Genomic DNA, 25,050 nt, shown 5'->3' with positions numbered 1-25,050 from the left:
GGCGACCTCGCGAGATGAGCGACGTCATCCTCGAAACACGCGAGCTCACCAAGGAATTCAAGGGGTTCACTGCCGTCAGCAAGGTCAATCTCTCGGTGGTGCGCGGCTCGATCCACGCGCTGATCGGCCCGAACGGCGCCGGCAAGACGACCTGCTTCAACCTGCTCACCAAGTTCCTCGAGCCGACCACCGGCACGATCCTCTTCAACGGACAGGACATCACCGGCGAGCGGCCTGCGCAGATCGCGCGGCGCGGCATCATCCGCTCGTTCCAGATTTCCGCCGTGTTCCCGCACCTCACGCTGCTCGAGAACGTGCGCCTGGGCCTGCAGCGCCGGCTGGGCACTTCGTACCACTTCTGGAAGAGCGAGAAGTCGCTCAAGCCGCTCGACGCGCGCGCCCGCGAACTGCTCGCCGAGGTGGGCCTTGAGGCACTCGCCGACGAGCAGACCGTGAACCTGCCCTACGGCCGCAAGCGCGCGCTCGAGATCGCGACCACGCTGGCCATGGAGCCCGAGCTGATGCTGCTCGACGAGCCCACGCAGGGCATGGGCCATGAAGACGTGCATCGCGTAGCCGAGCTCATCAAGCGCGTGTCGGCGGGGCGCACCATCCTGATGGTGGAGCACAACATGAGCGTGGTCTCCACCATCGCCGACACCATCACCGTGCTTCAGCGTGGCGCCGTGCTGGCCGAAGGACCTTACGCCGAAGTCTCCGCGAATCCCCAGGTCATGGAGGCCTACATGGGCACCACCGACGGCCAGCTGCAGGGGGCTCACTGATGACCGCGGCACTTCAGATCAAGGGCCTGCAAGCCTGGTACGGCGAATCGCACGTGCTGCACGGCGTCGACATGGTCGTGCAGCCGGGCGAAGTCGTCACGCTGCTGGGCCGCAACGGCGCGGGCCGCACCACCACGCTGCGCGCCATCATGGGGCTCACCGGCGCGCGCAAGGGCAGCATCGAGGTCAACGGCAAAGAGACCATCGGCATGCCGACGCACCGCATCGCGCACCTCGGCATCGGCTATTGCCCGGAGGAGCGCGGCATCTTCGCGAGCCTTTCGTGCGAAGAAAACCTCATGCTGCCGCCCGAGCTGAAAGGCGCGGGGCAGGGCATGTCGGTCGAAGAGATCTACGCCATGTTCCCCAACCTCGCCGAGCGCCGCCACAGCCAGGGCACGCGCCTGTCGGGCGGCGAGCAGCAGATGCTGGCCGTGGCGCGCATCCTGCGCACCGGCGCCAAGCTGCTGCTGCTCGACGAAATCTCCGAAGGCCTCGCGCCGGTCATCGTGCAGGCGTTGGCCCGAATGATCACCATGCTGCGCGCCAAGGGCTACACCATCGTCATGGTGGAGCAGAACTTCCGCTTCGCGGCGCCGTTGGCGGACCGCTTCTATGTGATGGAGCACGGCCGCATCGTCGAAAAATTCGGCGCGGCCGAACTCGAAGCCAAGATGCCGGTGCTCACCGAATTGCTCGGTGTCTAGGTTCTTTCACCCGTTGCTACTGCTGGAGACAAACATGAAAAATAGGCTTACCGCATTCGCCCTGGCTCTTGGCGCACTGGCGCTCGCCGCGTCAGCCCAGGCGCAAGGGCAGGACAAGATCAAGATCGGCTTCATCACCGACATGTCGAGCCTGTATGCCGACCTCGAAGGCAAGAACGGCGCGCTGGCGATTCAGATGGCCATCGACGACTTCGGCGGCAAGGCGGCCGGCAAGCCCGTCGAGCTCCTGACGGTGGACCACCAGAACAAGCCCGACATCGCAGCTTCCAAGGCGCGCGAGTGGATCGACACGCAGGGGCTGAGCATGGTGTTCGGCGGCACCAACTCCGGTGTGGGCCTGGCACTGGCCAAGGTAGCGGCCGAGAAGAAGCGGGTGTACTTCAACAACGGTGCTGCGTCGTCTGTGCTGACCAACGAACAGTGCTCGCCCTATACCGTGCACTACGCCTACGACACGGTGGCGCTCGCCAAGGGCACCGGCGCGGCCGTGGTCGACGGCGGCGGCAAGACCTGGTTCTTCCTGACCGCCGACTACGCCTTCGGCCATGCGCTCGAAGCCGACACCTCCACCGTCGTGAAGGCCAAGGGCGGCACGATCGTGGGCTCGGTGCGCCATCCGCTCAATGCCTCCGATTTCTCGTCGTTCCTGCTGCAGGCGCAGAACTCCAAGGCCCAGATCCTCGGCCTCGCCAATGCGGGCGGCGACACCGTCAACAGCATCAAGGCCGCCAAGGAATTCGGTATCGGCAAGACCATGAAGCTCGCCGGCCTGCTGATCTTCCTGAGCGACGTGCACAGCCTGGGCCTGAAGAACACCGAGGGCCTGCAGTTCACCACCAGCTGGTACTGGGACCTGAACGACGAGACGCGCAAGTTCTCCAAGCGCTTCTTCGAGAAGGCCAAGCGTATGCCCACGGAGATCCAGGCGGCGGACTATTCCGCCACCATGACCTACCTCAAGGCGGTGGATGCGGCCAAGTCGGACGACGCCGACAAGGTCATGGCCGAGCTCAAGAAGATGAAGCTCAACGACTTCTTCGGTTCCGGCCAGATCCGTCCCGACGGCCGCTACGTGCACGACATGTACCTGATGCAGGTCAAGTCGCCGGCCGAATCGAAGACGCCCTGGGACTACTACAAGCTCGTGAAGAAGCTGCCCGGCGACACGGTCTTCACGACGAAGGCCGAGTCAAAGTGCGCGCTCTGGAAATAACCCCTCGACACCTTTCTCAGGAGCTCCCATGAAAAAAGCATTCGCCTATACCGCCGTCTTCGCCGCCGCAGCGCTGGCCGCGGGCGCCGCCCAGGCCCAGGACAAGGTCAAGATCGGCTTCATCACCGACATGTCGAGCCTCTACGCGGACGTGGAGGGCAAGAACGGCGCCCTCGCGATCCAGATGGCCATCGACGACTTCGGCGGCAAGGTCAACGGCATGCCCATCGAGCTGCTGCAGGCCGACCACCAGAACAAGGCCGACATCGCGGCTTCCAAGGCGCGCGAATGGATCGACACGCAGGGCCTGACGATGCTGTTCGGCGGCACCAGTTCGGGCACCGCGCTGGCCATGGCCAAGGTGGCGCAGGAGAAGAAGCGCGTGTTCGTCGTGAACGGTGCCGGCAGCTCGGCGCTCACCAATGAGCAGTGCAGCCCCTACACCGTGCACTACGCCTACGACACCGTGGCACTGGCCAAAGGCACGGGCAGCGCCGTGATCGCACGCGGCGACAAGAGCTGGTACTTCCTGACGGCCGACTATGCCTTCGGCCAGGCACTGGAAGCCGACGCATCCAAGGTCGTGAAGGAGAAGGGCGGCACCGTGGTGGGCAGCGTGAAGCATCCGCTCAACACCTCCGACTTCTCGTCGTTCCTGCTGCAGGCGCAGAACTCCAAGGCCCAGGTGCTGGCGCTGGCCAACGCGGGCGGCGACACCATCAACTCGATCAAGGCCGCCAAGGAATTCGGCATCACCAAGACCATGAAGATGGTCGGCCTGCTGGTGTTCGTGACCGATGTGCACAGCCTGGGCCTGAAGAACACCGAAGGCCTGCTGCTCACCACCAGCTGGGACTGGAACCTCGACGACAAGACGCGCGCCTTCGGCAAGCGCTTCTTCGAGAAGACCAAGCGCATGCCTACTGATATCCAAGCCGCCGACTATTCGGCCACCATGACCTACCTGAAGGCCGTGCAGGCCGCCAAGACGGTCGATGCCGACAAGGTGATGGAGACGCTCAAGAAGACCCCGGTCGACGACTTCTATGCCAAGGGCAGCATCCGCGCCGACGGCCGCTTCGTGCACGACATGTACCTTGTGCAGGTCAAGTCACCGGCCGAATCCAAGCAGCCGTGGGACTACTACAAGGTGGTCCAGAAGCTGAACGGCGAAGACGTCTTCACCACCAAGGCCGAAAGCAAATGCGCCCTCTGGAAGTGATCTCCCGCGGGCGCGCAGGCGCCCGGGTTCGTTGAAACGTTTATGACCATTTCCCTTCCTGCGTTGTTGAGCCAGCTCCTCCTGGGGCTGGTCAACGGCTCCTTCTACGCCATCCTGAGCCTCGGGCTGGCGGTGATCTTCGGCCTGCTCAATGTCATCAACTTCGCGCATGGCGCGCTGTTCATGCTGGGCGCCGTCCTGACATGGATGGCGATGGAGTATCTCGGCGTCAACTACTGGGTGATGCTGATCGCGGCGCCCATCGTCATCGGCATCTTCGGCGTGCTCATCGAGCGCCTGCTGCTGCGCTGGATCTACAAGCTCGACCACCTCTACGGCCTCTTGCTCACGCTGGGCCTCACGCTGCTGATCGAGGGCGTGTTCCGCTCGGTCTACGGCGTGTCGGGGCTGCCCTACGACGCGCCCGATGCGCTGTCGAGCTCCACCGACCTGGGCTTCATGGTGCTGCCGAACTATCGCGCCTGGGTGGTCGTTGCATCGCTGGTGATCTGCTTCGCGACCTGGTTCGTGATCGAGAAGACCCGCCTGGGCGCCTACCTGCGCGCCGGCACCGAGAACCCCCGGCTGGTGGAGGCCTTCGGCGTCAACGTGCCGCTGATGATCACACTGACCTATGCCTTCGGCTGCGCGCTCGCGGCCTTCGCCGGCGTCCTCGCCGCACCGGTGATGCAGGTGTCGCCGCTGATGGGGCAGAACCTCATCATCGTGGTGTTCGCGGTGGTCGTGATCGGCGGCATGGGCTCGATCATGGGGGCCATCCTCACCGGGCTGGGGCTCGGCGTGATCGAAGGGTTCACCAAGGTTTTCTATCCCGAGGCATCGTCTACGGTTGTGTTCGTGATCATGGTCATCGTGCTGCTCATCCGCCCCGCCGGCCTGTTCGGCAAAGAAAAATAAGGCGCGGCATGAACACGAAAAAAATCTCCCTCGTCGTCTACGCGCTTCTGCTGGTCGCGCTCGTCGCGGCGCCGTTCTTCGGCGCCTACCCGGTGTTCGTGATGAAGCTCATGTGCTTCGCGCTGTTCGCCGCGGCCTTCAACCTGCTGCTGGGCTTCACGGGCCTGCTGTCCTTCGGGCACGCGGCCTTCCTCGGCGGTTCCGCCTATGTGGCGGGCCATGCCATCAAGGTCTGGGGGCTCACGCCCGAACTGGGCCTGATCGCGGGCACGCTCAGCGGCGCTTTCCTCGGATGGATCTTCGGCGTGCTGGCCATTCGCCGCCAGGGCATCTACTTCGCGATGATCACGCTGGCGCTCGCGCAGATGATGTTCTTCGTCGCGCTGCAGGCCAAGTTCACGGGCGGAGAGGACGGTCTGCAGGGCGTGCCGCGCGGCAAGCTGTTCGGCATCGTCGACCTGTCCAACGACCTCACGATGTACTACGTGGCACTGGTCATCGTGGTCGCGGCCTTCCTGCTGATCGTGCGCACCATCCACTCGCCTTTCGGGCAGGTGCTCAAGGGCATCAAGGAGAACGAGCCGCGCGCGCTGTCGCTGGGCTACGACGTGAGCCGCTTCAAGCTGCTGGCCTTCGTGATCTCGGCGGCGCTGTCGGGGCTGGCCGGTTCGCTCAAGACGCTGGTGCTGGGCTTCGCCACGCTGTCGGACGTGCACTGGACCGCTTCGGGCCAGGTCATCCTGATGACGCTGGTGGGCGGCCTGGGCACGCTCTCGGGTCCGCTGGTGGGCTCGGCCGTGGTGGTGCTGCTCGAAAACAAGATCGGCGAACTTGGCAACCTGCTTGCACGCATCACGACGGTGGACTGGTTCAACACGCTGGGCGAGTCGGTGACCATGGTCACGGGCCTGATCTTCGTGATCTGCGTGCTGGCCTTCCGCAAGGGGATCATGGGCGAGATCATCGCGTTCATCGACAGGCGGCGGGCGAAGTAGCGCGCGGCCAACAAAAAAGGGAGCCTCGGCTCCCTTCTTGTTTCTGGATCAGCAGTTGCCTTTTTTCGCCTGGCCGGGCGGGCAGAAGTCGCGGTCGCGGTCATGGCCGTGCCGATGGCCGCCATCGTGGCGGCGGTGGTCGTCTTCCCATTCGCGCTCGCGACGGGCTTCACGGCGGGCTTCTTGCCGGCGCCAGTCGCCTTCGGTCCAGCGCCAGCCGCCGCGGTCTTCGACCCAGCGGCCTGGGGCATAGGCGTATCCCGCGCGCTCAGGCTGCCAGCCGCCCGGGCGCCATCCGTAGGCGCGGCCGTCCCAGGCCCAGCGGCCCGGCACCCAGACGAAGCCGCCGCGTGGCGGGGGCAGGGGCTCGTAGCGCGGCGGCGGCGGTGCTGTCATCACGAGTCCGGGCACGTTGATGTTGACCGAGACCTGCGCGTTGGCGGCGATGGGGCTTGCAAGGATGGAAAGGGCGCCGGCCGCGGCCAGCACTGCGATTCGAATCTTCATGGGTGATCCTCCGTTTTTAAATGGGTGGGGCACGATTCCCAACGCAGGCGGCAAGGAATCGGTTGTCAGGTCTTGTGCGCGGCTACAACAGTTACAGCTTCAGCGGCGCGGCATAGCCGGTCATTTCCAGATAGCCGCGGCCCACGCGGCGGCCTTGGGCATCGAGCAGCTCGCTCACGCCTTCCCAGTACACGCCGCCGGTCGAACCGCGGCTGTCGAGTTCCTGGTCGTCGAGCAGTGCGCGCACCTCGAAGCTGCCGGCGGGCGTCTGCACGCGCCATTGCGTCGGGTACTTCGCCTGCGTGCGCGGGCTGTCCCAGGTCTTGAGGGCTTCGAAGCGCACTTCGTCGTTCCTGAAGGTTCGTGCCGCGCCATCGCGCTGGCGGAACGAGCCGCCGGTCCACAGCGCGCTACCGTCGCTGCGCCGCAGGCGGAAGGCGGTTAGGGCGCTGCCGTCGTCGAGGTTCATGCCGATCCAGTCCCAGCCCACGGCCTCGGGGTGCATCAGCGCTTCGCTCCATTCGTGGTCGAGCCACGCGGCGCCGGCGACGTCGAAGGCTTGTCCCTTGAGCGTGAGCCTGCCCTGCGCCTTGAGCTGTGGCTCGCTGTAGTAGTAGCTCGCCTGCGATTCCTCGGGGCCCTTGCGCGAGAGGCCGGCGTTGCCTTGCAGAAGCACCGGCTGCGTCGGCGTGAAGCGCAGGTCGAGCGTGAATTCGCCGGCCGGAATGCGCGCAACGTAGAGCCCGTTCTCCCGCACCAGCGACCAGTCGCGGATGCGCACGTCGGTGTCGTTGGTGCCGGCTTCCGCCACGCCGAAGCCCGCGCGTGCAATGCGCTGGTCGTGCAGCAGCACGCGGCCTTCGAGGTCGGTGACGGCCGCGTGCGCGAACACGAGATGCTTCGCGGCGAACGCCGAGCGCATGCCCTGCGTGGCCTCGACGCGCGAGCGGAAGAAGGTCACCTGGAAGCCGAACTCGCGTCCGCCTGCAGTCTTCGCGTGGCCGGTGACGTACCACCATTCGGTGTGCAGGTCGGGGTGGCTGCCGAAGTCGCGCGGGAACTCCATCCGGCGCTCGGTCAGTGCCCATGCCGCCAGCGGCCCGGCCGCGAGCGCGGCCAGCAGCAGGCCGCGCCGCGAGAGGCCGAACAGCGACGAAGGAGGAGGCCTCATGTCGCCACCAGCGCATCGATGCGCCGCTGCGCCGGCGCGATGTCGCCGAAGGCATTCCGCACCCAGGCCGCATCGTGGTAGCTCGGCAGATAGCGCTCGCCCGCATCGCACAGCAGAGAAAGAATGGAGCCCTGCTGTCCCGCCGCGCGCATCTCGTGCGCCACGGCCAGCATGCCGATGAAGTTGGTGCCCGTCGACGGCCCGACCTTGCGGCCCAGCAGTGCCGACAGTGCATGCATCGCCGCCACCGAGTCGAGGTTCGGCACTTCGATCATCCGGTCGACCAGCGTGCGGATGAAGCTGGGCTCCACGCGCGGTCGGCCGATGCCTTCGATGCGCGAGCCTGCGTCCGTCAGCGAGGCATCGCCCGTGCGGTGGTAGGCCGAGAACACCGAGCCCTCGGGGTCGGGCACGCACACCTGCGTGTCGTGGCAGCGATAGCGCAGGTAGCGCCCAATGGTCGCGCTGGTGCCGCCCGTGCCCGCGCCGACCACGATCCACTTCGGCACCGGATGCCGCTCGCGCGCCATCTGCTGGAACATGCTCTCGGCGATGTTGTTGTTGCCGCGCCAGTCGGTCGCGCGCTCCGCATAGGTGAACTGGTCCATGTAGTGGCCGCCGGTGCGCTCGGCCAGCGCGCGCGCCTCTTCGTACACCTGGGCGGCATGGTCCACGAAGTGGCAGCTCGCGCCGTAGAAGGCGATCTGCGCGACCTTCTCGGGCGAGGTAGTGCGCGGCATCACCGCGATGAAGGGCAGGCCCAGCAGCCGAGCGAAGTAGGCCTCGCTCACGGCCGTGGAGCCGCTCGAGGCCTCGACGATGGTGGTGCCCTCGCGCACCCATCCGTTGCACAGCGCGTAGAGAAAGAGCGAACGCGCGAGCCGGTGCTTGAGGCTGCCGGTCGGGTGCGTCGATTCGTCCTTCAGGTACAGGTCGATGCCGTGCGCCGCGAGCGAGGGCAGGGGCAGCGGGATCAGGTGCGTGTCGGCGCTGCGCTGGTAGTCGGCCTCGATGCGGCGGATGGCGCTGTCGAGCCAGTCGCCGCAGCCGGTGGTGCTGAGTGGTTGTGACATGGCGGGCAGTCTACAAGCCGCCCCGGAAACGGCCTCGCGGCACGGTCTCCGGATGTCGCCGAAAAGCCGGAAACCCTACTGAACAGCGGCCTCTTTGGCCTGCGAGTGCTTGGGTTCTCATCGTTTCAACGCGTGACTTTCGGCACTGTTCGCGTCGCGCCGCGCTCCTTACGCTCGCCCGTCATTCAACAAATCAGGGAGTCGAGTCATGAATTTCAAGCCTGTGGTGGCGGCCATTGCGGTCGCATTGGCCGTCGTCGCGTGCGGCGGCGGGGGTGGCGGTGGTTCGCCGGGCTTCTTCCTTCCGCCGCCCGACCAGGGCGGGCCGGGCGGCAACGACCCGGGCACCAACCCTCCTGGCACCAACCCTCCCGGCACGAATCCACCGAGCACCAACCCGCCCGCGCAGGCCAATGCCAAGGTCTCGGGCCGGGTGACCAATGCCGCCGACGGCGCGGGCGTGGGCCAGGTCACCGTGTCGACCGGCGGCGTCAGCGCGACGACCGCCGCCGACGGCACCTACACGCTCGAAGGCGTCACCAACGCAAGCTCGGTGCTGCTGAGCTACAGCAAGACCGGCTTCGCGCCGCAGAGCCGCGCCACGGCAGCGCTCGAGGCCTCGGGCGCTACCACGGTCGTCAACGTGCCGATGCTGCCGGTGGCCTTCACCGACACCTTCGACCCCACGGCGCCGCGCGACCTTGCCGTGCCGGGCTCGACCGCGATGGTCAAGCTGCCGGCCAACGCGCTGCGCCGCGCCGACGGCGGCGCGCCCACCGGCATGGTGACCGGCCGACTCACGCCGATCGCACCGGCCATGAACGTCAACTTCATGCCCGGCAACTACCTCGCGGCGAGCGGCGGCGGCACGGCGGCGATGGAGAGCTTCGGCGCGCTCGACGCCAGCTTCGTCGATGCCGACGGCGCACCGCTGAACCTGGCCTCGGGCGTGAACGCCACGGTGCGCATCGCGCCGTCGTCGCGCACCGACACGCTGCCGACGAGCGTGCCACTCTTCTTCTACAACACCGCCACGGGCCTGTGGGTGGAAGAGGGCGTCGCGACCTTGCAGGGCACGGCGCCCAACCAGTACTACGAAGGCACGGTCACGCACTTCACGACCTGGAATGCCGATCAGGTCTACAACACGGTGCAGATCAAGGGCTGCGTGCAGGACGCCGAAGGCCAGCGCATCGCGGGTGCACTGGTGTCGTCGGAAGGCAAGTCGTACAGCGGCTCGGGCTCGGCGCTGACCAACGGCAATGGCGAGTTCTCGGTGCCGGCCAAGCGCGGCGGTGCGGCCTTCGTGCTGGCGAGCCGGGGGGCGGAGCTGTCGAACGCGGTCAGTGCCAACCCGTCCGACCAGGACACGATGATCGACGGGTGCCTGACGCTGACGCGCGCGGCTGTGTCGATCAAGCTGACCTGGGGCGAGAAGCCCTACGACATCGACGCCCACACGCTGGGCGCGAACGTGGGCGAGCACATCTACTTCGCCGGGAAGGGCTCGCTGGCCGTGGCACCGTTCGTGAACCTCGACGTGGACGACATATCCAGCTTCGGACCCGAGTACACGACCTTCGCGAAGCTCGCGCGCAACCGCACCTACCGCTTCTATGTCGTCAACTACTCGGACACCTACAACCCGGGCCAGACCGGTTCGCCGGTGCGCGTGGAACTGAGCAACCGTGGCGCGCAGGCTGTGTTCTCGCCGCCTGCTGGCGAAACCACGGACACCCGCTACTGGCATGTGTTCGACCTGCGCACCGACGAGAACTGCAATGGCACGGTGGTGCCGGTGCAGCAGTTCCGAGCCGATGCACCGCCGCAGGTCAACACCGACGCGAACGCGCAGTACTGCAGTTGATGCGGCAATGAGCGACCCCGGGGCCGGCCATCGCGGTCGGCCTAGGGTTCGCCGGTCTCTACCAGTCTTCCTTCACTGCCAGCACGACATCCTTGCCGGCGGCGGCGCGCCCGGCCATCCACGCCGTGAACGTGCCGGCCGCCACCACGGCGGCGCACAGCGCCAGCAGCCGAACCCACGGCACCAGCAGGTCCATGCTCCAGTGGAAGCTCTGCGGGTTCACCACCTTCACCAGCACCACCGACACGGCCAGCCCGAGCAGCAGCCCCGCGACCGCGCCGATGGCCGTCCAGGCCGCGCCTTCGCCGGCCACGATGGCCAGCACCTGCCGCCGCGTGAAGCCCAGGTGCGCGAGCAGGCCGAACTCCTTGCGCCGTGCCAGCACCTGCGCACTGAAGCTCGCGGCGATGCCGAACAAACCGATGGCGATAGCCACGGCCTGCAACCAGTAGGTCACGGCAAAGCTGCGGTCGAAGATGCGCAGCGAGGTCGCACGGATCTGGCCGACCGAGGCGATCTCGACGGACTCCGCGGAGCCGCCTTCCTGGCGCGCCGCCAGTGCGCGCACCTGTGTCTGCACCGCGCCTTCCGACGTGCCGGGCGCGAGCCACAGCGCCACGTCGCTCACGTTGCGTTCGCCGGTGATGCGTTCGAAATCGCGCGCGTCCATCGTGACCGCGCCGAACTGCCTCGCATAGTCGCGCCACACGCCCGCCACGAAGAACACCGGCGGCTTCTTCGTGCCGGCTGCCACGCCCATCGCGGCCGACAGCGGCGCGAACGCGGTGCCCGGCTTCGCGCCGTACAGCTCGACCATCGGCTCGCTCACGTAGATGCCGACCTGCCCCTCGGGCACCGGCAGCGCGGCGCCCACCAGCGGCAGCGACTGCGTGGCGCCGCCTTCGAGGCTGCGCGCGATCAGCGTGACGGCGGGCCGCGTCGCGTCGAGCTGCAGTGTCTTCGTGCGCAGCGTGCCCGTGCGCGCCACGCCGGGCAACTGCGCCAGCGCCTGCACGAAGGCGGGCGGGAAGGTCGCGGTGTCGGTGCTGCTGCTGTTGCCGGCGTTGCTGCCGCGCCCACCCGCAGTGGCGCGCAGGTACAGGTCGGCCGGCAGCACCACGTCGAGCCAGTGCGTGACCGAATCGCGAAAGCTGGCGACCATCACCGTGAGCGCGACCGCCAGGCTCAGGCTCGCGACCACGCCGCTCACCGCTACCGCCGCCGTGCCCCGCATGCGGCGCGCGCGCTCGATGGCCAGCATCGGCAGCACGCGTTGCGCGAACACGGGTGCGATGCGGTCGTACAGCAACGCGATGAGCCAGGGCAAGGCGGTGATGCCGCCCACCAGCAGGCAGGCCACCGACAAATACGCGGCCACCGGAATGCCGCCGATGGCCGGCACGTTGGCCAGTACCGCGCCGAGCGCGATCAGCCCCAGCGCCAGCCAGTGGCTGTTGCCCTGGGCAGGCGCCGCGCCCAGCCCCTTGAGTGTTTGCGCTTCGGGCAGCGCCTGCGCCGCGCGCGCGGGCCACCAGCCGCCCACCAAGGCGGCCACCACGCCGAGCCCGCCGTAGAGCGCTGCCGCGCCGCTGCTCCAGTGCAGCTTGGGCGCGACGCCTTCGAAATACCCGCCACCTAGGTCGCCGCCGAGCACCTGCAGCGCAAAGACCGCGAGCGCGGTGCCGAGCACGAGCCCGGCCGTGCTGCCGATCAGACCCAGCACCAGCGATTCGGCCAGCACCAGCCGCAGCCGTTCACGCGGCGTCAGGCCCAACACGCCGAGCAGCGCGAACTGCTGCGCGCGCTTGGCCACGCTGAGCGCCAGCACCGAGAACACCAGGAAAGCGCCCGTGAACAGCGCCACCAGCGCCAGCACCGTCAGGTTGACGCGGTAGGCGCGCGACAGGTTGCTCACGCGCTCGGCCGCATCGCCGGGCTCGGCGAACTGCACGCCCGCGGGCCAGCCCGGCGACTGCTGCAGCGAGGCCATGAAGGCGGCCCTGTCGGTACCGGGTGCCAGCCGAAGGTCGATGCGGCTGAGCCGGCCGACCTGGCCGAACAGCTCCTGCGCGGCCGCGACGTCCATCACCGCGAGCGCCGAGCCGCTGGCGGCGACGTGGCCGGACACTTCGAGCCGCTGCCAGGCATCGCCGCTTCGCAGCTGCATCGTCTCCACGACGCCGCCGCCGGGCGCTTGCGCGGGCAGGCCCAGCGCGGTGCGCGCCGCGGTGTTGAGAAACACATGGCCCGGTGCGAACAGCGCGAAGCGATCGGCACCGGCTGCGGCCTGTGGCATCAGCGCCGGAGCGATGGCCGGCAGCACCAGCGCATCGACGCCGATCACGCGCATCGGAACCTGGCGTTCGCCCGCCAGCGCCAGGCCCTGGAACTCGACCACGGGGCTCGCCAGCGTCACCTGCGGATGCCGGGCCAGCCGCGCGAACACGGCCTCGTCGAAACCGCCCTGCACGGCGCGCACTTCCAGGTCGGGCTGGCCGTTGACCGAGCGTACCGCGCTCGCGAACTCGTCGAGGGCCGACGCATTGATCAGCTGCACCGAGAAGGCCAGCGCCACGCCCAGCATCACCGCCAGCACGGCCGCTGCATTGCGCCAGGGGTGATGGCGGAGTTCCTGCCAGGAGAAGGTGGTGAGCAATGCGCGCATGGGCCGATTGTCGCGATGTGCGCGGATCGAAGCTGCTGATGCGCGAGACTGAGCCGGTGGCCGCGCCGCAGGAGTGACGGCGGCGTTGATGAAGGGCCGGCCGTTCAGAGCCGGTCCGACATCGCATGCAGATACGCGCGCACCGCCGCGCTGGCGCTGAGCCCGATGGCCCGGTCGTAGGCCTGCCGCGCCGCCGCCCGTGCACCACCGGTCGCGAGCAGATGGGCTCGCGCCGCCCAGAAGGGCTGGTAGTTCGTCACCTCGTTGGCCGCAATGGCATCGAGTGCCCGCAGGCCGGTTTCCGGTCCGCGTGCGTTGGCCAGCGCGCAGGCGCGGCTGACCTGCGCACCGACGCTCGGCCGCAGCGCCAGCAGACCCTCGTACAGGGCCACCAGTGTTTCGGGTGGCACCGGTGCGCCGGCGCGGCGCTCGCAGTGTGCCGACTGGATCGCTGCTTCCAGCTGGTAGGCGCCGAGTGACTGCATGGCGCTGGCCCGCCGCAGATGGTGTTCAGCTTGCGCGAGCAGTTCATGGTCCCAGCGCGTGATGTCCTGCTGGTCGAGCGGCACATACGCGCCGGCATCGCTGCGTCGCGCCGCCGTGCGGGCCTCGCAGAACAGCATCAGCGCGAGCAGGCCGAGCGGCTCGGGCTCGTTCGGCATCAGGCCGCAGAGGATGCGGCAGAGGTCGACGGCCTCGACCGTGAGGCCGCGGGGCAGGGCGTCGGCGCCGTCCACGTCGTCCCAGCCGGTGCCGTAGGCGGCGTAGATGCCGTCGAGCACATCCTGCAGTCGCTGCGGCAGGTCGCGTGCTTGCGGATATTCGAAGGGAATGCCGGCCGCGCGGATGCGGGCCTTGGCGCGCACCAGCCGCTGGCCGAGCGTGGCCGGCGCGGTGAGGAAGGCGCCGGCCATGCGCGCGGCGTCGAGCCCGAGCACGGTCTGCAGCATCAGCGGTGCGCGCGCGGCCGCGTCGATGGCCGGATGCGCACACACGAAGAGCAGGCGCAGCCGCTCGTCGGGCACGGCCGCGCCGTCGGCGGTGCCTTCGTCGACCTCGCCGGCCAGCAGCATCAGGCTTTGCGTGGCCGCGTCCTGTACGCGGGTGTGGCGCCAGGCGTCGAGCTTGCGGTGCCGCGCCACGCTCAGCAGCCACGCATCGGGCTGTGAGGGAATGCCATCGGCCGGCCAGCGCTCGAGTGCTCGCGCGAAGGCGTCGGCCAATGCGTCTTCCGATGCGGCGATGTCGTGCGTGCGCGCCGACAGGATGGCCAGCAGCCGCCCGTACGAATCGCGCGCCGCACGCTCGGCGGCCTGGTGCGCCGCCGGGTCGGTCATGCGGCGGCGACAGCCGTGGCCGTGAAGACGGGCCGGACCTCCACCCCGCCGCTGGTGGCGCAGGGCGCGCGCGCCGCCCACTCGAGTGCCACGTCGAGGTTGGGCACATCGACCACGAAGTAGCCGCCGAGCTGCTCCTTGGTGTCGGCGAAGGGGCCGTCCTGCACCTGGCGCTTGTCGCCGCGCACGCGCAGCGTGGTGCCGGTCATGGGCGGGAAAAGGCCGTGGCCGCCGAGCGAAATGCCGGCCTGGCGCACGGCGTCGGCATACGCGACCCAGCTGGCCCGGTAGGCCTGCGAGGACGCATCGTCGCGCTGTTCGAATTCGGCCGCGGGCTGATAGAACATCAACATGTACTGCATGGTGTCTCTCCGTCATGGAAAAGGCTGTCGAGCAGGATCGCTCACCACAATGACGGCCCGCCGGCGGTCATTTCGACACGCGGGGCGTGCCGAGCAGAAGATTTTTTACGCGATTGCCGTCGGGTGCAATGCCCGCACCGAAGGCGCGAACATCGCCTCCATCTCGCTGCGCAGCTTGTAGGCCGCGGTCGTCGTGTCGATCGCCACGTCGGCCCAGCTCAGGCTCTGGCCCTTCTTCACCGGGCGCACCAGCTTGACGTTGTGCGCCAGCCCGAGCGGCAGGCCGCCCAGGCGCAGAGAGCGCTCGGCCGGCAGCAGCTTGCCCCACACCGTGTAGCCGCCTTCGCCGTCGAGCATTTCGCCCGCCGCGAGGTCGCGCTTGGCGGTGGCGACCACGTCGGCGTTCCAGCAGGTGGCGACGCCAGTGGGTTCGCCGCGCAGCGCCACGCTGGCCACCGACATGCCCACTTCGAGACCGATCAGGTGCCAGCGCTTGTAGAGCGTGAAGTAGCGCCCGCTGGGGTCGGTGTGGGCGTTGTATTCCTCGAAGCAGTTCCGGATGTAGTCGGTCTCGGCCTCGACCGTGACCCACACGCCCATGCGGATGTCGTACGGAATCTTGCGGCCATCGGCTTCGAGCGAGGACACCACCTCGACCATGCCCTTGCGCTCCAGCACGCCGCCCTCGCTCTTCGGCCGAGTGACGAAGGGAATGTCCTCCAGGCTCGCGGGAGGGTAGAGCAGGCCGTCCGACGGCACGGTGAGGCCGGTGGCGTTGGCGACCGCCGAGCTTTCGATGGAAGGCTTGGAGCCGTCGAGGAAGCTGTTGAACATCTTCGGGTTGAGCCCGCCGCGCCTGGCCTGCTCGGGCGTGAGGCCGTAGTTGCCCCACACCGTCTCGGGCGTCGATTCGGTGAAGTGCGGCAGCCACTTGTGGCCGCGCCCGGCCGCCACCACCGGAAAGCCGCAGGTGCGCGCCCAGTCGACCAGGTCGCAGATCAGTGCGGGCTGGTCGCCGAAGGCCAGCGAATAGAGCACGCCGGCCTGCCGTGCCCTGTGCGCAAGCAGCGGACCGCAGAAGGCGTCGGCCTCGACCGTCACGTTGACCACATGCTTGCCGTGCGCGAAGGCGTCGAGGCAGTGGTCCACCGCCGCGATGGGGTTGCCCGTGCATTCGACCACGATGTCGATGCTCGGCTCGCGCGTCAAGGCCTGCCAGTCGTCGGTGATCCAGGTGGTACCTTGCTTCAGCGCCTCCTGCACCGAGGCTGCGGCGGCACGCTCGGCCTTCCAGCCCACGCGTTGGAGATTGACGCGGGCCGCGTCGGGCGAGAGGTCGGCGATGGCGACCAGTTGCACGCCCGGCGTGCGCGGAATCTGCGCGAGGTACATCGCGCCGAACTTGCCGGCGCCGATCAGGCCGATGCGGATAGGGCGGCCTTCGGCGGCGCGCTGCTGCAGGCGGGTGTGCAGACTCATGTCGTTCAGGCCTCCGCGGTGTCGAGCACGTCGAGCGAGGTGCGCAATGCGCTCTCGGGCAGGCCGCTCTTCCACGGCACCTCGACGGGATAGGGCTTCAGCAGGCAGTCGTCGGGCAGCATCTCGATGGGCGTGAAGTTTCGGTGCGCGATGTACTCGGGTCGCTTGTGGCGCCGGATGTGGTTGCTGACCGCGCACAGGCTCAGGTACACCGCCACGCGGTTGAAGGGCGAGAGATTGCTGCCCGAGGCATGCACCAGGCAGCTGTGAAAGAGGATCATCGAGCCGGCCGGGCCTTTGGGCGAGACGATGCCGCCATGCTTGCCGCCCGCGCGGTCGACCAGTTGGCGGATCAGGTCGTTGTCCACGGTCCACAGCGGGTAGCTGGTGGTCGTGAGGTCGTGCTTCGCATCGACCACGCCCTTGCGGTGGCTGCCCGGAATGAACATCAGCGGGCCGTTGTGCTCGTTCACCTCGTCGAGAAAGATCGCGACGTTCATCGCGCGCTCGGTGGGCATCAGGTCGTCGTTGAGCCAGGTGCCGTAGTCCTGATGCCACTGCCACACGTCGCCCTCGAAGGCCATCTTGCCGTTGATCTTGAACTGGTGCATGTAGACCTCTTCGTCGAAAAGATTCGTCACCGGGCCGACCATGCGCGGATGGCGCGCCAAGCGGGCGAAAGGCTCGCTGACGAGGTGCGCGGCGAAGTTCGTGCGCACGGCGTCGGAGCCTTTCTCGCGCACGTTGAAGGCTTCGCGCTTGCTGTAGAGCTCGGGCACTGCGTCGGTCAGCACCTTCGTCTCCTCAGCCGAGAAATGGCCGGGGAAGAACAGATAGCCGTCGCGCTCGAATTGCGCGCGTTGCTCGGGGGTCAGCTTCATGCCTTGTCTCCTTTTTTCTGCGTGGTGGTGGATGCGGCGCGCGCGAGTTGCTGCGCGAGCCGTTCGCTCAATGCCTCGCTGGCCCGCGAGACGTGTTCTTCGCTCAGGCGTGCGGCACGGTCTGCATTGCCGGCGGCAATGGCCGTGGCGATCGCCTCGTGCTCGTCCCACAGCGATTCGCGCTGCGGCTCGGCCTGCAGCACCGCACCCATCGCGCGGCGCAGGTGACGCCAGTGCGGGTCGGCGCTCTGGCCGATCAGCGGGTTGCCCGAAGCTTCATAGATGGACTGGTGAAAGGCCACGTCCGCATCGATCATGGCTTCGACATTGCGTCCGCGCGCGGCACGCCGACCGCGTTCGATGAGCTTCGGGTCGATGCGAAAACGCTGGCGCGCCGCGAGCCGTGTGGCCAGCACGTCGAGCGCGCCACGCACCTGGTAGACCTGACGCATCGCCTCGGCTTCCAGCGGCGCCACCAGCACGCCGCGGCCGGGCGCGTCGAGCACGAAGCCGTCTTTCTTGAGCAGCCGCAGCGCCTGGAGCACGGGCTGGCGAGACACCGAGAGGCGCTGCGCGATGTCTTCCTGCGTGATGCGTTCGCCCGGCGCGAGCGTGCCGCTGCTGATGGCGCCGAGCAGGGCGCGGTAGACCTGGTCGACGAGATCGGGGGCGACTTCGATGCTGAGGAGCTGGGCGGGCATGGCGGCTTTCTTTGAACTCTGTATACAGAGTACTGAAATTGCGCGAGCGCGCATCCCGGGTTTTTACCCATCGGGGCTGCAAAAAAACGCGAGCCCCCGCTAAGCTCGGCCCATGCAACTACCTACCTACGACGACGTCATTGCCGCGGCCGCGCGGCTCGAAGGCCATGCCCACCGCACGCCGGTGCTGCGCTCGACCACCGCCAACGAACGCTGGGGTGCCGAGTTCTTCTTCAAGTGCGAGAACTTCCAGCGCATGGGCGCATTCAAGTTCCGCGGCGCGTTCAACGCGCTGTCGAAGTTCGATGCCACGCAGCGCAAGGGCGGCGTGATCGCGTTCTCGTCGGGCAACCATGCGCAGGCCATCGCGCTGTCGGCGCGCCTGCTGTCGATGCCGGCGGTGATCGTGATGCCCAAGGACGCGCCCGCCGCCAAGGTCGCAGCCACCAAGGGCTATGGCGCCGAAGTGGTGATGTACGACCGCTTCACTGAAGACCGCGAGGCGCTGACCAAGCGGCTCGCGCAGGAGCGCGGCATGACGATGATCCCGCCCTACGACCATCCCGACGTGCTCACGGGCCAGGGCACGGCGGTGAAGGAACTGATCGAGGAAACGGGGCCGCTCGACCACCTGTTCGTGTGCCTGGGCGGCGGCGGGCTGCTGTCGGGTTCAGCGCTGTCGGCGCGCGCGCTGGCGCCGAACTGCAAGGTCTATGGCGTCGAGCCCGAGGCGGGCAACGACGGCCAGCAATCGTTCCGCGCGGGGAAAATCGTGCACATCGAAACGCCGAAGACCATTGCCGACGGTGCACAGACGCAGCACCTGGGCGAGTACACCTTCGGCATCATCCGCCGCGACGTGGACGACATCTTCACCGTCACCGACGAGCAGCTCGTCGATGCGATGCGCTTCTTCGCCGAGCGCATGAAGATGGTGGTGGAGCCGACCGGCTGCCTCGCCTTTGCAGGCGCCATTGCGACCGGCAAGGCCGTCGCCGGACAGCGCGTCGGCATCGTGATCAGCGGCGGCAACGTCGACCTGTCGCGCTACGCTGCACTGATCGCGCCGCGGTAGTTCAGGCGCGGATTCCGCCGGCCGTCAGGTGCAGCAGACGGTCGGCCCGGGCCGCCGCGCTCTCGGAGTGCGTCACCAGCACCAGCGATGCACCATGCTCGCGGGTCTGGCCGATCAGAAGTTCCATCACCTTCGCGGCGGTGGACGGATCGAGGTTGCCCGTGGGCTCGTCAGCCAGCAGCAGGGCGGGGCGATGCACCAGCGCGCGCGCAATCGCCACGCGCTGCAGTTGTCCGCCCGACAGCGTCTGCGGCAGCCGAGCGCCCATGCCGGGCAGGCCCACCGATTCGAGCATGTGCGCGACGCGGGCGTCGTCCTTCTGCTGCGCGCCCAGCAGCATCAGCGGCAGAGACACGTTCTGTGCCACATCGAGGTGCGGCAGCACGTGGAAGGCCTGGAACACGAAGCCGACGTGCCGCCGCCGCCAGAGCGCGCAGGCCTCGCCGTCGAGGGCGCCGATGTCGGTGCCTTCGTGCGTGACCGTGCCCTGGTCCCAGCTGTCGAGGCCGGCCATGCAATTGAGCAACGTCGACTTGCCGACGCCCGATTCGCCCACGACGGCGACGAACTCGCCGGGCCGGACCTCCAGCGTCACGTTCTCGAAGACAGGCGCATCGCCGTAGTGCTTGCCGAGGTTGGAAATGCGCAGCGTCATCCGGGGCTTGTGGTCTTTGCAATCAGTTGAACGGCGGCCTGCACCGCGCCGGGGGCATCACAGGCGATCACGGTGCGCTGCGGCATGCTGCGCAGCCAGGTGATCTGCCGCTTGGCAAGCTGGCGCGTGGCGGCGATGCCGCGTTCGCGCAGCTCGGCCAAGGCCTTGGTGGAGGGCGCCGCGTTGCCGCAGGCATCCAGCGTTTCCCATGCCTGCCGGTAGCCGACGCAGCGCATCGAGGGCAGCTCGGTCGACAGGTCGCCGCGCGCGCGCAACGCGCGCACTTCGTCGAGGAAGCCGGCCGCAAGCATCGCGTCGAAGCGCTCGGCGATGCGCGTGTGCAGCCAGGCGCGGTCGGCCGGTTCGAGCGAGAACAGCACGCCGTCTTCGACGGCCTTGGCGGTCTTGTTGTCGCTCGCATGAAAGCTCGACAGCGGCTGGCCGCTGCTCTCCCACACTTCGAGCGCGCGCTGGATGCGCTGGCTGTCCTGCGGCGCGAGCCGCGCGGCCGTGACCGGGTCGACCTGCGCGAGCCGCGCGTGCATGGCCGGCCAGCCGAGTGTGGCGGCTTCCGCATCGATGCGCGCGCGCACTGCGGCATCGGCCGCGGGCATGGCGTCGATGCCGTCGAACAGCGCCTTGAAATAAAGCATGGTGCCGCCCACCAGCAGCGGCAGCGCGCCGCGCGCGCGGATCTCGCCGATGAGCCGCGTGGCGTCGGCCACGAACGCGGCGGCGCTGTAGCTCTCGCGCGGATCGAGGATGTCGATCAGGTGATGCGGCACGGCGGCCTGTTCGGCGGGCGTGGGCTTGGCGGTGCCGATGTTCATGCCGCGGTAGACGAGTGCCGAATCGACCGAGACGATCTCCACCGGCTGGATGCGCGCCAGCGCCAGCGCGGCGGCCGTCTTGCCCGAAGCGGTGGGGCCGGCGAGTGCGACGTAGCGCGGCGGACCCGGGGGCGCCGCGGTGGGCGCGGCCGGGGGGGCGGCCTCGGCGGCCGGTGCGAAGCTGGGAGACATGATGCGCCGAGGGTAGCAAATGGCGCGCGCCGGTCAGCGCGTGCGCGGCGGATGCCCCCGGGCGGCTCAGGTCGCTTCGCGCATCCGCCGGATGTCGCGCAGCGGCGGCGCGCCGAACAGGCGCGCGTACTCGCGGCTGAACTGCGAGGCGCTCTCGTAGCCCACGCGCACGCCTGCGGTGCCGGCGTCGATGCCCTGGTTCAGCATCAGCTGTCGCGCTTCCTGCAGGCGCAGCTGCTTCAGGTACTGCATCGGGCTCATGCCCGCCATGGCCCGGAAGTGCTGGCGGAAGGTCGAGGGGCTCATGTTCGCGGAAGCGGCCAGCGCGTCGGCCAGCACGGGCCGCGTGAAATTCATCTTGAGCCATGCCATGCTCTGGGCCACCTGCTGGCTCGGCGAGCCGAACGCCACCAGGCGCTGCAGCTGCGGGCCGTGGCGCCCCGCCAGCAACCGCACGAGGATCTCCTGCTGCAACAGCGGCGCGAGCTGCGGCATCAGCCGGGGCTCGGCGAGCAGCTGGACGAGCCGCGTGACCGCGCCGAGCAGCGTCGGGTCGAGTTCGCCGAGAGACATGGCGCGCTGGGTGCCGTCCCTGGCGGGCGGGGGCAAGGCCATCTCGGCGGCAGCCTGCACGACGGCGCGCGGGTCGAGCCGCAGCATCAGGCCCATGAAGGGCTGCGCGGCGCTGGCCCGGGTGATGTGCGTCACCACAGGCAGGTCGGCGGTGGTCAGCAGCGATTGGCCCGCCGAATAGTCGAACACCTCGTCGCCGAGCGCCACCCGCTTCTGCCCGCGGATGGTGATGCCCACGCCGAAGCCGTAGATGCAATGGAGCGGCTCGGTCGTGGTGCTGCGACGGTGCAGCGAAAGCTCGGGAATGGCCGTCACGTAGTCGCCGTCGCTGTGGGCGATGTGTGCGACCGCCCGGGCCAGATCGTCCAATGCACCCGGTTCGCCCGATTCGCCGTGCTGCGCCGGCTGTGCCGCTTCCATCTGAATCCTTTCGAGTGACGCGAACGAAAAAGTCTAGCCCGCGCGCCTGGCAGGGCCTGCGTTTCCGATGCAGTTTCGGTGTTTCAGGCAAGAACGAGAGCGAATCAGGCAAGTGGCTGGCCGGTCTTCGTCCGACACTCGCGGGCAGCGCTCCTCGGTGCACCGGCGTTGCATCCGATGCGGTCCGCGGGGGAGTGTCCGTCGAATCAGACAACCCGCTTTTTTCCACGGTGCCACGATGAAAACAGAAACGACTTCTCTCTACCGGAACCTGCCGCGCGGTACGGGCCGTATCGCCTCCGTTGCCTTGGCCGCGGCCTTGGGCGCGAGCGCGCTGTGGCCGCTGCACGCCGCTGCGAGCCAGGCGCTGGCGCAAAAGTATTCATGCGTCGCATGCCATCAGCCCGCGACCAAGGTGGTGGGCCCATCCTGGAAAGACATCGGCGCCAAATACGGCGACGGCAAGGGCACGGCCGCACAGCTGGCTGCAAGCATCAAGGCCGGCAGCTCGGGCAAATGGGGCGCGATGCCGATGCCGCCGCAGGCCCAGGTGCCCGATGCCGACCTGCAGTTGCTCGCCCAGTGGCTGCTCGACGGCGCCAAGTGAATCCGACCCCCAACCACCCACGGAGAAAAAGAACATGAGTGCGCTCCACGTCAATGGCCGTGAACACACGGTCGATGCCGATCCCGGCACCCCCATCCTCTGGGCCCTGCGCGACACGCTGGGCATGACCGGCACCAAGTTCGGCTGCGGCGCCGCGCTGTGCGGTGCCTGCACTGTGCACATGGACGGCCAGGCCATCCGCTCGTGCATCACGCCCATCGCCGCGGCCGAAGGCAAGAAGATCACCACCATCGAGGCCGCCACCGACGGCAGCGACAAGGTCGGCGCCGCGGTGCATGCCGCCTGGGTGCGGCACGACGTCGCGCAGTGCGGTTACTGCCAGAGCGGCCAGATCATGAGCGCGACCGCGTTCCTGAAGTCGCTCCCCGCGGGCAAGCAGCCCAGTGCCGACGAGATCGACTCGGCCATGGCCGGCAACATCTGCCGCTGCGGCACCTATGCGCGCATCCGCGCCGCCGTGGCCGATGCGGCCCGAACCCTCGCCTGAAGGAGTCCTCATGCTGCCCTCCATCGACTACCACGACCTGCCGCGCGCCTTGCAGCGCCTGATGGCCCAGGCTTCGGCCGAAGAGCCCGCCACGCTGCCCCGCCGCAGCTTCATCAAGATGGCCGGCGCCGGCGGCCTCGCGCTCGGCGCCTTTCCCCACCTGGCCATGGCGCAGGCCGATGGTGCAAAGCCTGCGGCCGGCGGCCTCAAGCCGACGCAGCAACCCTCGGCCTTCGTGCAGATCGCGCCCAGCGGCGAAGTGACGGTGACCATCAACCGGCTCGAATTCGGCCAGGGCGTGCAGACCGGCCTGCCGATGATCCTGGCCGAGGAACTGGACGCCGACTGGGCGCTGGTGCGCAGCCGCAACGGCACGAACGATGCGGCATACGCAGACCCGCTGTTCGGCATGCACCTGACCGGCGGCTCCAATTCGATCAAGAACAGCTTCACGCAGTACCGCGAACTCGGCGCCCGTGCCCGGGCCATGCTGCTGTCGGCTGCGGCGGCGCGCTGGAAGGTCGACCCGGCCACGCTGCGCACGCAGGCCGGCACGGTGCTGGGCCCGGGCGGCCGCAAACTGGGCTACGGCGAACTGGCCGAGGCGGCCATGGCGCTGCCGGTGCCCGAGAAGGTCACGCTGAAGAACCCCAAGGACTTCCGGATCATCGGCCACGCAACAACGCGCCTGGACGCGCGCGCCAAGAGCAGCGGCAAGCAGGACTTCGGCATCGACGTGCGGCAGCCGGGCCAGCTCACGGCCGTGGTGGCGCATCCGCCCGTGTTCGGCGCCCGCCTGGCCTCGGTGGACGACAGCGCCGCGCGCGCCGTCAAGGGCGTGAAGGCGGTGGTGCGCATCCCGCTGGACCGCGGCGCTGAAGGAGTGGCCGTGGTGGCCGACGGCTACTGGCCGGCCAAGCTGGGCCGCGACGCGCTGAAGCTGCAATGGGACACGGCCGCTGTGGAAAAGGTGGACAGCGACAAGCAGCTGGTCCAATACCGCGAGCTCGCCGGCCGGCCCGGCAATCGCAAGTTCGACGCCGACATGGCACCGCTGGCCACCGCGCCGCGCAAGCTCGAGGCCGAGTTCGTGTTTCCGTACCTCGCGCACGCGCCGATGGAGCCGCTGAACTGCACCGTGAAGCTGTCGGGCGGACGCGCCGAACTGTGGGTCGGCACCCAGAGCGCCGACCTCGACGGCCAGGCTGCGGCACGCACGCTGAAGCTCGATTCCGCGCAGGTGAAGGTGAACGTGCAGATGGCGGGCGGCGGCTTCGGCCGGCGCTTCGTGGGCTCGAGCGACTTCGTGGTCGAGGCCTGCGAGATCGCCAAGGCCACGCGCGCGGCGGGCCTCGACGCGCCCGTGCGCCTGCTGTGGAGCCGCGAGGACGACATCAAGGGCGGCTACTACCGCCCCATGCACCTGCACCGCGCGCGCATCGGTTTCGACGAGCGCGGCAAGATCCTGGCGTGGGACCACGTCATCGTGGGCCAGTCCATCACCTCGGGCACGGTGTTCGCCGGGATGATGGTGAAGGATGGCATCGACGCCACGGCCGTCGAGGGCATGCGCGATCCGTACCCGGTGCCGATGCGCCTCACGGTGCACCATCCGCAGGTCAACGTGCCGGTGCTGTGGTGGCGCAGCGTGGGTTCCACCCACACCGCCTTCGTGATGGAGACGCTGATCGACGAGATCGCCCGCAGCACCAAGCAGGACCCGGTGGCCTACCGCATGCAGCTGTTCGGCGACAAGCACCCGCGCCATCGCGCCGCGCTGCAGCTGGCGGTGGACAAGAGCGGCTACGGCAAGAAGAAGCTGCCCGAAGGCCGCGCCTGGGGCGTGGCGGTGCACGAGTCCTTCGAATCGGTGGTGGCCTACGTGGTGGAAGCCTCGGTCAAGGACGGCCAGCCGGTGCTGCACCGCGTGACCAGCGGCGTGCACTGCAACCTCGCCGTCAACCCGCGCAGCGTGGAGGCGCAGGTGCAGGGCGCGGCGGTGATGGGGCTGTCGACCTGCCTGCAAGGCAGCGCGATCACGCTGAAGGACGGTGTCGTGCAGCAGGGCAACTTCGGCGACTTCACCGTGGCCCGCATCACGCAGGTGCCGGAGTTCGACATCCACATCGTGCCCAGCGCCGATGCGCCCAAGGGGATGGGCGAGCCCGGCCTGCCGCCGCTGGCGCCCGCGTTCGCCAATGCCGTCGCGCAGCTGACGGGCAAGCCTTTGCGGCAACTGCCTTTCAACCTGGCTTGATACGGGATTGCGTTCGAAGGGGTTTGTCC

Annotated in this window: 23 protein-coding genes; 11 read left to right on the top strand and 12 right to left on the bottom strand. The window is 68.5% G+C overall.

Translation table 11 applies throughout. The annotated features are described in order from the left end of the window. Positions 1–14: 14 nt before the first annotated feature. Genes ASD05_RS20300 through ASD05_RS20275 form a run of 6 tightly spaced genes read left to right on the top strand, consistent with a single transcriptional unit; the run spans position 15 to position 5,861 of the window. The gene (locus tag ASD05_RS20300; protein ID WP_007837720.1) at positions 15–785 is read left to right on the top strand and encodes an ABC transporter ATP-binding protein; all 771 of its coding nucleotides are present in this window, start codon (positions 15–17) and stop codon (positions 783–785) included. Further along, a complete protein-coding gene (locus tag ASD05_RS20295) occupies positions 785–1,492 on the top strand; it encodes an ABC transporter ATP-binding protein (protein WP_056596250.1) in 708 nt (235 codons plus the stop codon). The genes ASD05_RS20300 and ASD05_RS20295 overlap by 1 nt, the downstream gene beginning before the upstream one ends. Positions 1,493–1,526: 34 nt before the next feature. After that, positions 1,527–2,726, top strand: coding sequence for an ABC transporter substrate-binding protein (locus ASD05_RS20290; protein ID WP_056596248.1), 1,200 nt, complete (start codon positions 1,527–1,529; stop codon positions 2,724–2,726). Positions 2,727–2,754: 28 nt separating this feature from the next. Continuing rightward, a complete protein-coding gene (locus ASD05_RS20285; RefSeq protein WP_056596245.1) occupies positions 2,755–3,948 on the top strand; it encodes an ABC transporter substrate-binding protein in 1,194 nt (397 codons plus the stop codon). A 42-nt stretch (positions 3,949–3,990) separates the two neighbouring features. After that, positions 3,991–4,866, top strand: a complete 876-nt coding sequence (locus ASD05_RS20280; RefSeq protein ID WP_056596243.1) for a branched-chain amino acid ABC transporter permease — start codon at positions 3,991–3,993, stop codon at positions 4,864–4,866. A gap of 8 nt (positions 4,867–4,874) precedes the next feature. Then, the gene (locus tag ASD05_RS20275) at positions 4,875–5,861 is read left to right on the top strand and encodes a branched-chain amino acid ABC transporter permease (RefSeq protein WP_056596240.1); all 987 of its coding nucleotides are present in this window, start codon (positions 4,875–4,877) and stop codon (positions 5,859–5,861) included. A gap of 48 nt (positions 5,862–5,909) precedes the next feature. Here the strand turns inward: ASD05_RS20275 and ASD05_RS20270 are convergent, their stop codons facing one another. The 3 genes from ASD05_RS20270 to ASD05_RS20260 form a co-directional block, all read right to left on the bottom strand. Next, positions 5,910–6,368 carry a YXWGXW repeat-containing protein gene (locus ASD05_RS20270; protein ID WP_056596237.1) on the bottom strand — a complete coding sequence of 153 codons (459 nt, stop codon included), beginning with the start codon at positions 6,366–6,368 and terminating at the stop codon, positions 5,910–5,912. A gap of 91 nt (positions 6,369–6,459) precedes the next feature. Then, positions 6,460–7,539 carry a lipocalin-like domain-containing protein gene (locus ASD05_RS20265; RefSeq protein ID WP_056596234.1) on the bottom strand — a complete coding sequence of 360 codons (1,080 nt, stop codon included), beginning with the start codon at positions 7,537–7,539 and terminating at the stop codon, positions 6,460–6,462. Further along, positions 7,536–8,612 (bottom strand): PLP-dependent cysteine synthase family protein, encoded by a 1,077-nt coding sequence (locus ASD05_RS20260; RefSeq protein ID WP_056596230.1) that lies wholly within the window; start codon positions 8,610–8,612, stop codon positions 7,536–7,538. Before ASD05_RS20260 ends, ASD05_RS20265 begins: the two co-directional genes overlap by 4 nt. Positions 8,613–8,820: 208 nt before the next feature. Here ASD05_RS20260 and ASD05_RS20255 point away from each other — a divergent pair, with 208 nt between their 5' ends. Further along, positions 8,821–10,479: a carboxypeptidase regulatory-like domain-containing protein gene (locus ASD05_RS20255; RefSeq protein ID WP_056596228.1), complete on the top strand. Its 1,659-nt coding sequence runs from the start codon at positions 8,821–8,823 to the stop codon at positions 10,477–10,479. 58 nt (positions 10,480–10,537) lie between these two features. Here the strand turns inward: ASD05_RS20255 and ASD05_RS20250 are convergent, their stop codons facing one another. The 6 genes from ASD05_RS20250 to ASD05_RS20225 form a co-directional block, all read right to left on the bottom strand. Then, entirely contained in the window at positions 10,538–13,144 is a 2,607-nt protein-coding gene (locus tag ASD05_RS20250) for an FtsX-like permease family protein (protein WP_056596225.1), read from the bottom strand. Between the two features lie 104 nt (positions 13,145–13,248). Next, positions 13,249–14,481 (bottom strand): RNA polymerase sigma factor, encoded by a 1,233-nt coding sequence (locus tag ASD05_RS20245; RefSeq protein ID WP_056596222.1) that lies wholly within the window; start codon positions 14,479–14,481, stop codon positions 13,249–13,251. Further along, positions 14,478–14,843: a YciI family protein gene (locus ASD05_RS20240; protein ID WP_056596219.1), complete on the bottom strand. Its 366-nt coding sequence runs from the start codon at positions 14,841–14,843 to the stop codon at positions 14,478–14,480. Before ASD05_RS20240 ends, ASD05_RS20245 begins: the two co-directional genes overlap by 4 nt. Before the next feature lie 105 nt (positions 14,844–14,948). Then, positions 14,949–16,322, bottom strand: coding sequence for an NAD(P)H-dependent oxidoreductase (locus tag ASD05_RS20235; protein ID WP_056596216.1), 1,374 nt, complete (start codon positions 16,320–16,322; stop codon positions 14,949–14,951). Positions 16,323–16,327: 5 nt separating this feature from the next. Next, positions 16,328–17,203, bottom strand: coding sequence for a phytanoyl-CoA dioxygenase family protein (locus ASD05_RS20230; RefSeq protein WP_056596213.1), 876 nt, complete (start codon positions 17,201–17,203; stop codon positions 16,328–16,330). After that, positions 17,200–17,904 carry a GntR family transcriptional regulator gene (locus ASD05_RS20225; RefSeq protein WP_056596210.1) on the bottom strand — a complete coding sequence of 235 codons (705 nt, stop codon included), beginning with the start codon at positions 17,902–17,904 and terminating at the stop codon, positions 17,200–17,202. The genes ASD05_RS20230 and ASD05_RS20225 overlap by 4 nt, the downstream gene beginning before the upstream one ends. Positions 17,905–18,016: 112 nt before the next feature. Here ASD05_RS20225 and ASD05_RS20220 point away from each other — a divergent pair, with 112 nt between their 5' ends. Then, positions 18,017–18,979, top strand: a complete 963-nt coding sequence (locus ASD05_RS20220) for a threo-3-hydroxy-L-aspartate ammonia-lyase (protein ID WP_056596207.1) — start codon at positions 18,017–18,019, stop codon at positions 18,977–18,979. 1 nt (position 18,980) lies between these two features. Here the strand turns inward: ASD05_RS20220 and ASD05_RS20215 are convergent, their stop codons facing one another. The 3 genes from ASD05_RS20215 to ASD05_RS20205 form a co-directional block, all read right to left on the bottom strand. After that, entirely contained in the window at positions 18,981–19,634 is a 654-nt protein-coding gene (locus ASD05_RS20215; RefSeq protein ID WP_056596204.1) for an ABC transporter ATP-binding protein, read from the bottom strand. Beyond that, positions 19,631–20,656 carry a tRNA (adenosine(37)-N6)-dimethylallyltransferase MiaA gene (gene miaA / locus ASD05_RS20210; RefSeq protein WP_056596200.1) on the bottom strand — a complete coding sequence of 342 codons (1,026 nt, stop codon included), beginning with the start codon at positions 20,654–20,656 and terminating at the stop codon, positions 19,631–19,633. Before miaA ends, ASD05_RS20215 begins: the two co-directional genes overlap by 4 nt. Positions 20,657–20,722: 66 nt before the next feature. Next, positions 20,723–21,649: an AraC family transcriptional regulator gene (locus ASD05_RS20205; protein WP_056596197.1), complete on the bottom strand. Its 927-nt coding sequence runs from the start codon at positions 21,647–21,649 to the stop codon at positions 20,723–20,725. A 238-nt stretch (positions 21,650–21,887) separates the two neighbouring features. Between ASD05_RS20205 and ASD05_RS20200 the strand changes: the two genes are divergently transcribed. From ASD05_RS20200 to ASD05_RS20190, 3 genes are read left to right on the top strand one after another with little or no spacing between them, the layout of a single operon-like run. After that, the gene (locus tag ASD05_RS20200) at positions 21,888–22,256 is read left to right on the top strand and encodes a c-type cytochrome (RefSeq protein WP_157610184.1); all 369 of its coding nucleotides are present in this window, start codon (positions 21,888–21,890) and stop codon (positions 22,254–22,256) included. 34 nt (positions 22,257–22,290) lie between these two features. Next, entirely contained in the window at positions 22,291–22,764 is a 474-nt protein-coding gene (locus ASD05_RS20195; RefSeq protein ID WP_056511219.1) for a (2Fe-2S)-binding protein, read from the top strand. Between the two features lie 10 nt (positions 22,765–22,774). Beyond that, on the top strand, positions 22,775–25,021 hold the full coding sequence (locus ASD05_RS20190) for a xanthine dehydrogenase family protein molybdopterin-binding subunit (RefSeq protein ID WP_056596561.1): 2,247 nt from the start codon (positions 22,775–22,777) through the stop codon (positions 25,019–25,021). The last annotated feature ends 29 nt before the right edge of the window (positions 25,022–25,050 follow it).

The sequence above is a fragment of the Variovorax sp. Root434 genome (genome assembly GCF_001426595.1).
Lineage (GTDB): Bacteria > Pseudomonadota > Gammaproteobacteria > Burkholderiales > Burkholderiaceae_C > Variovorax.
The sequence above is the reverse complement of the archived record's forward strand: the minus strand, read 5'-3'. Positions and strand labels throughout refer to the sequence as shown.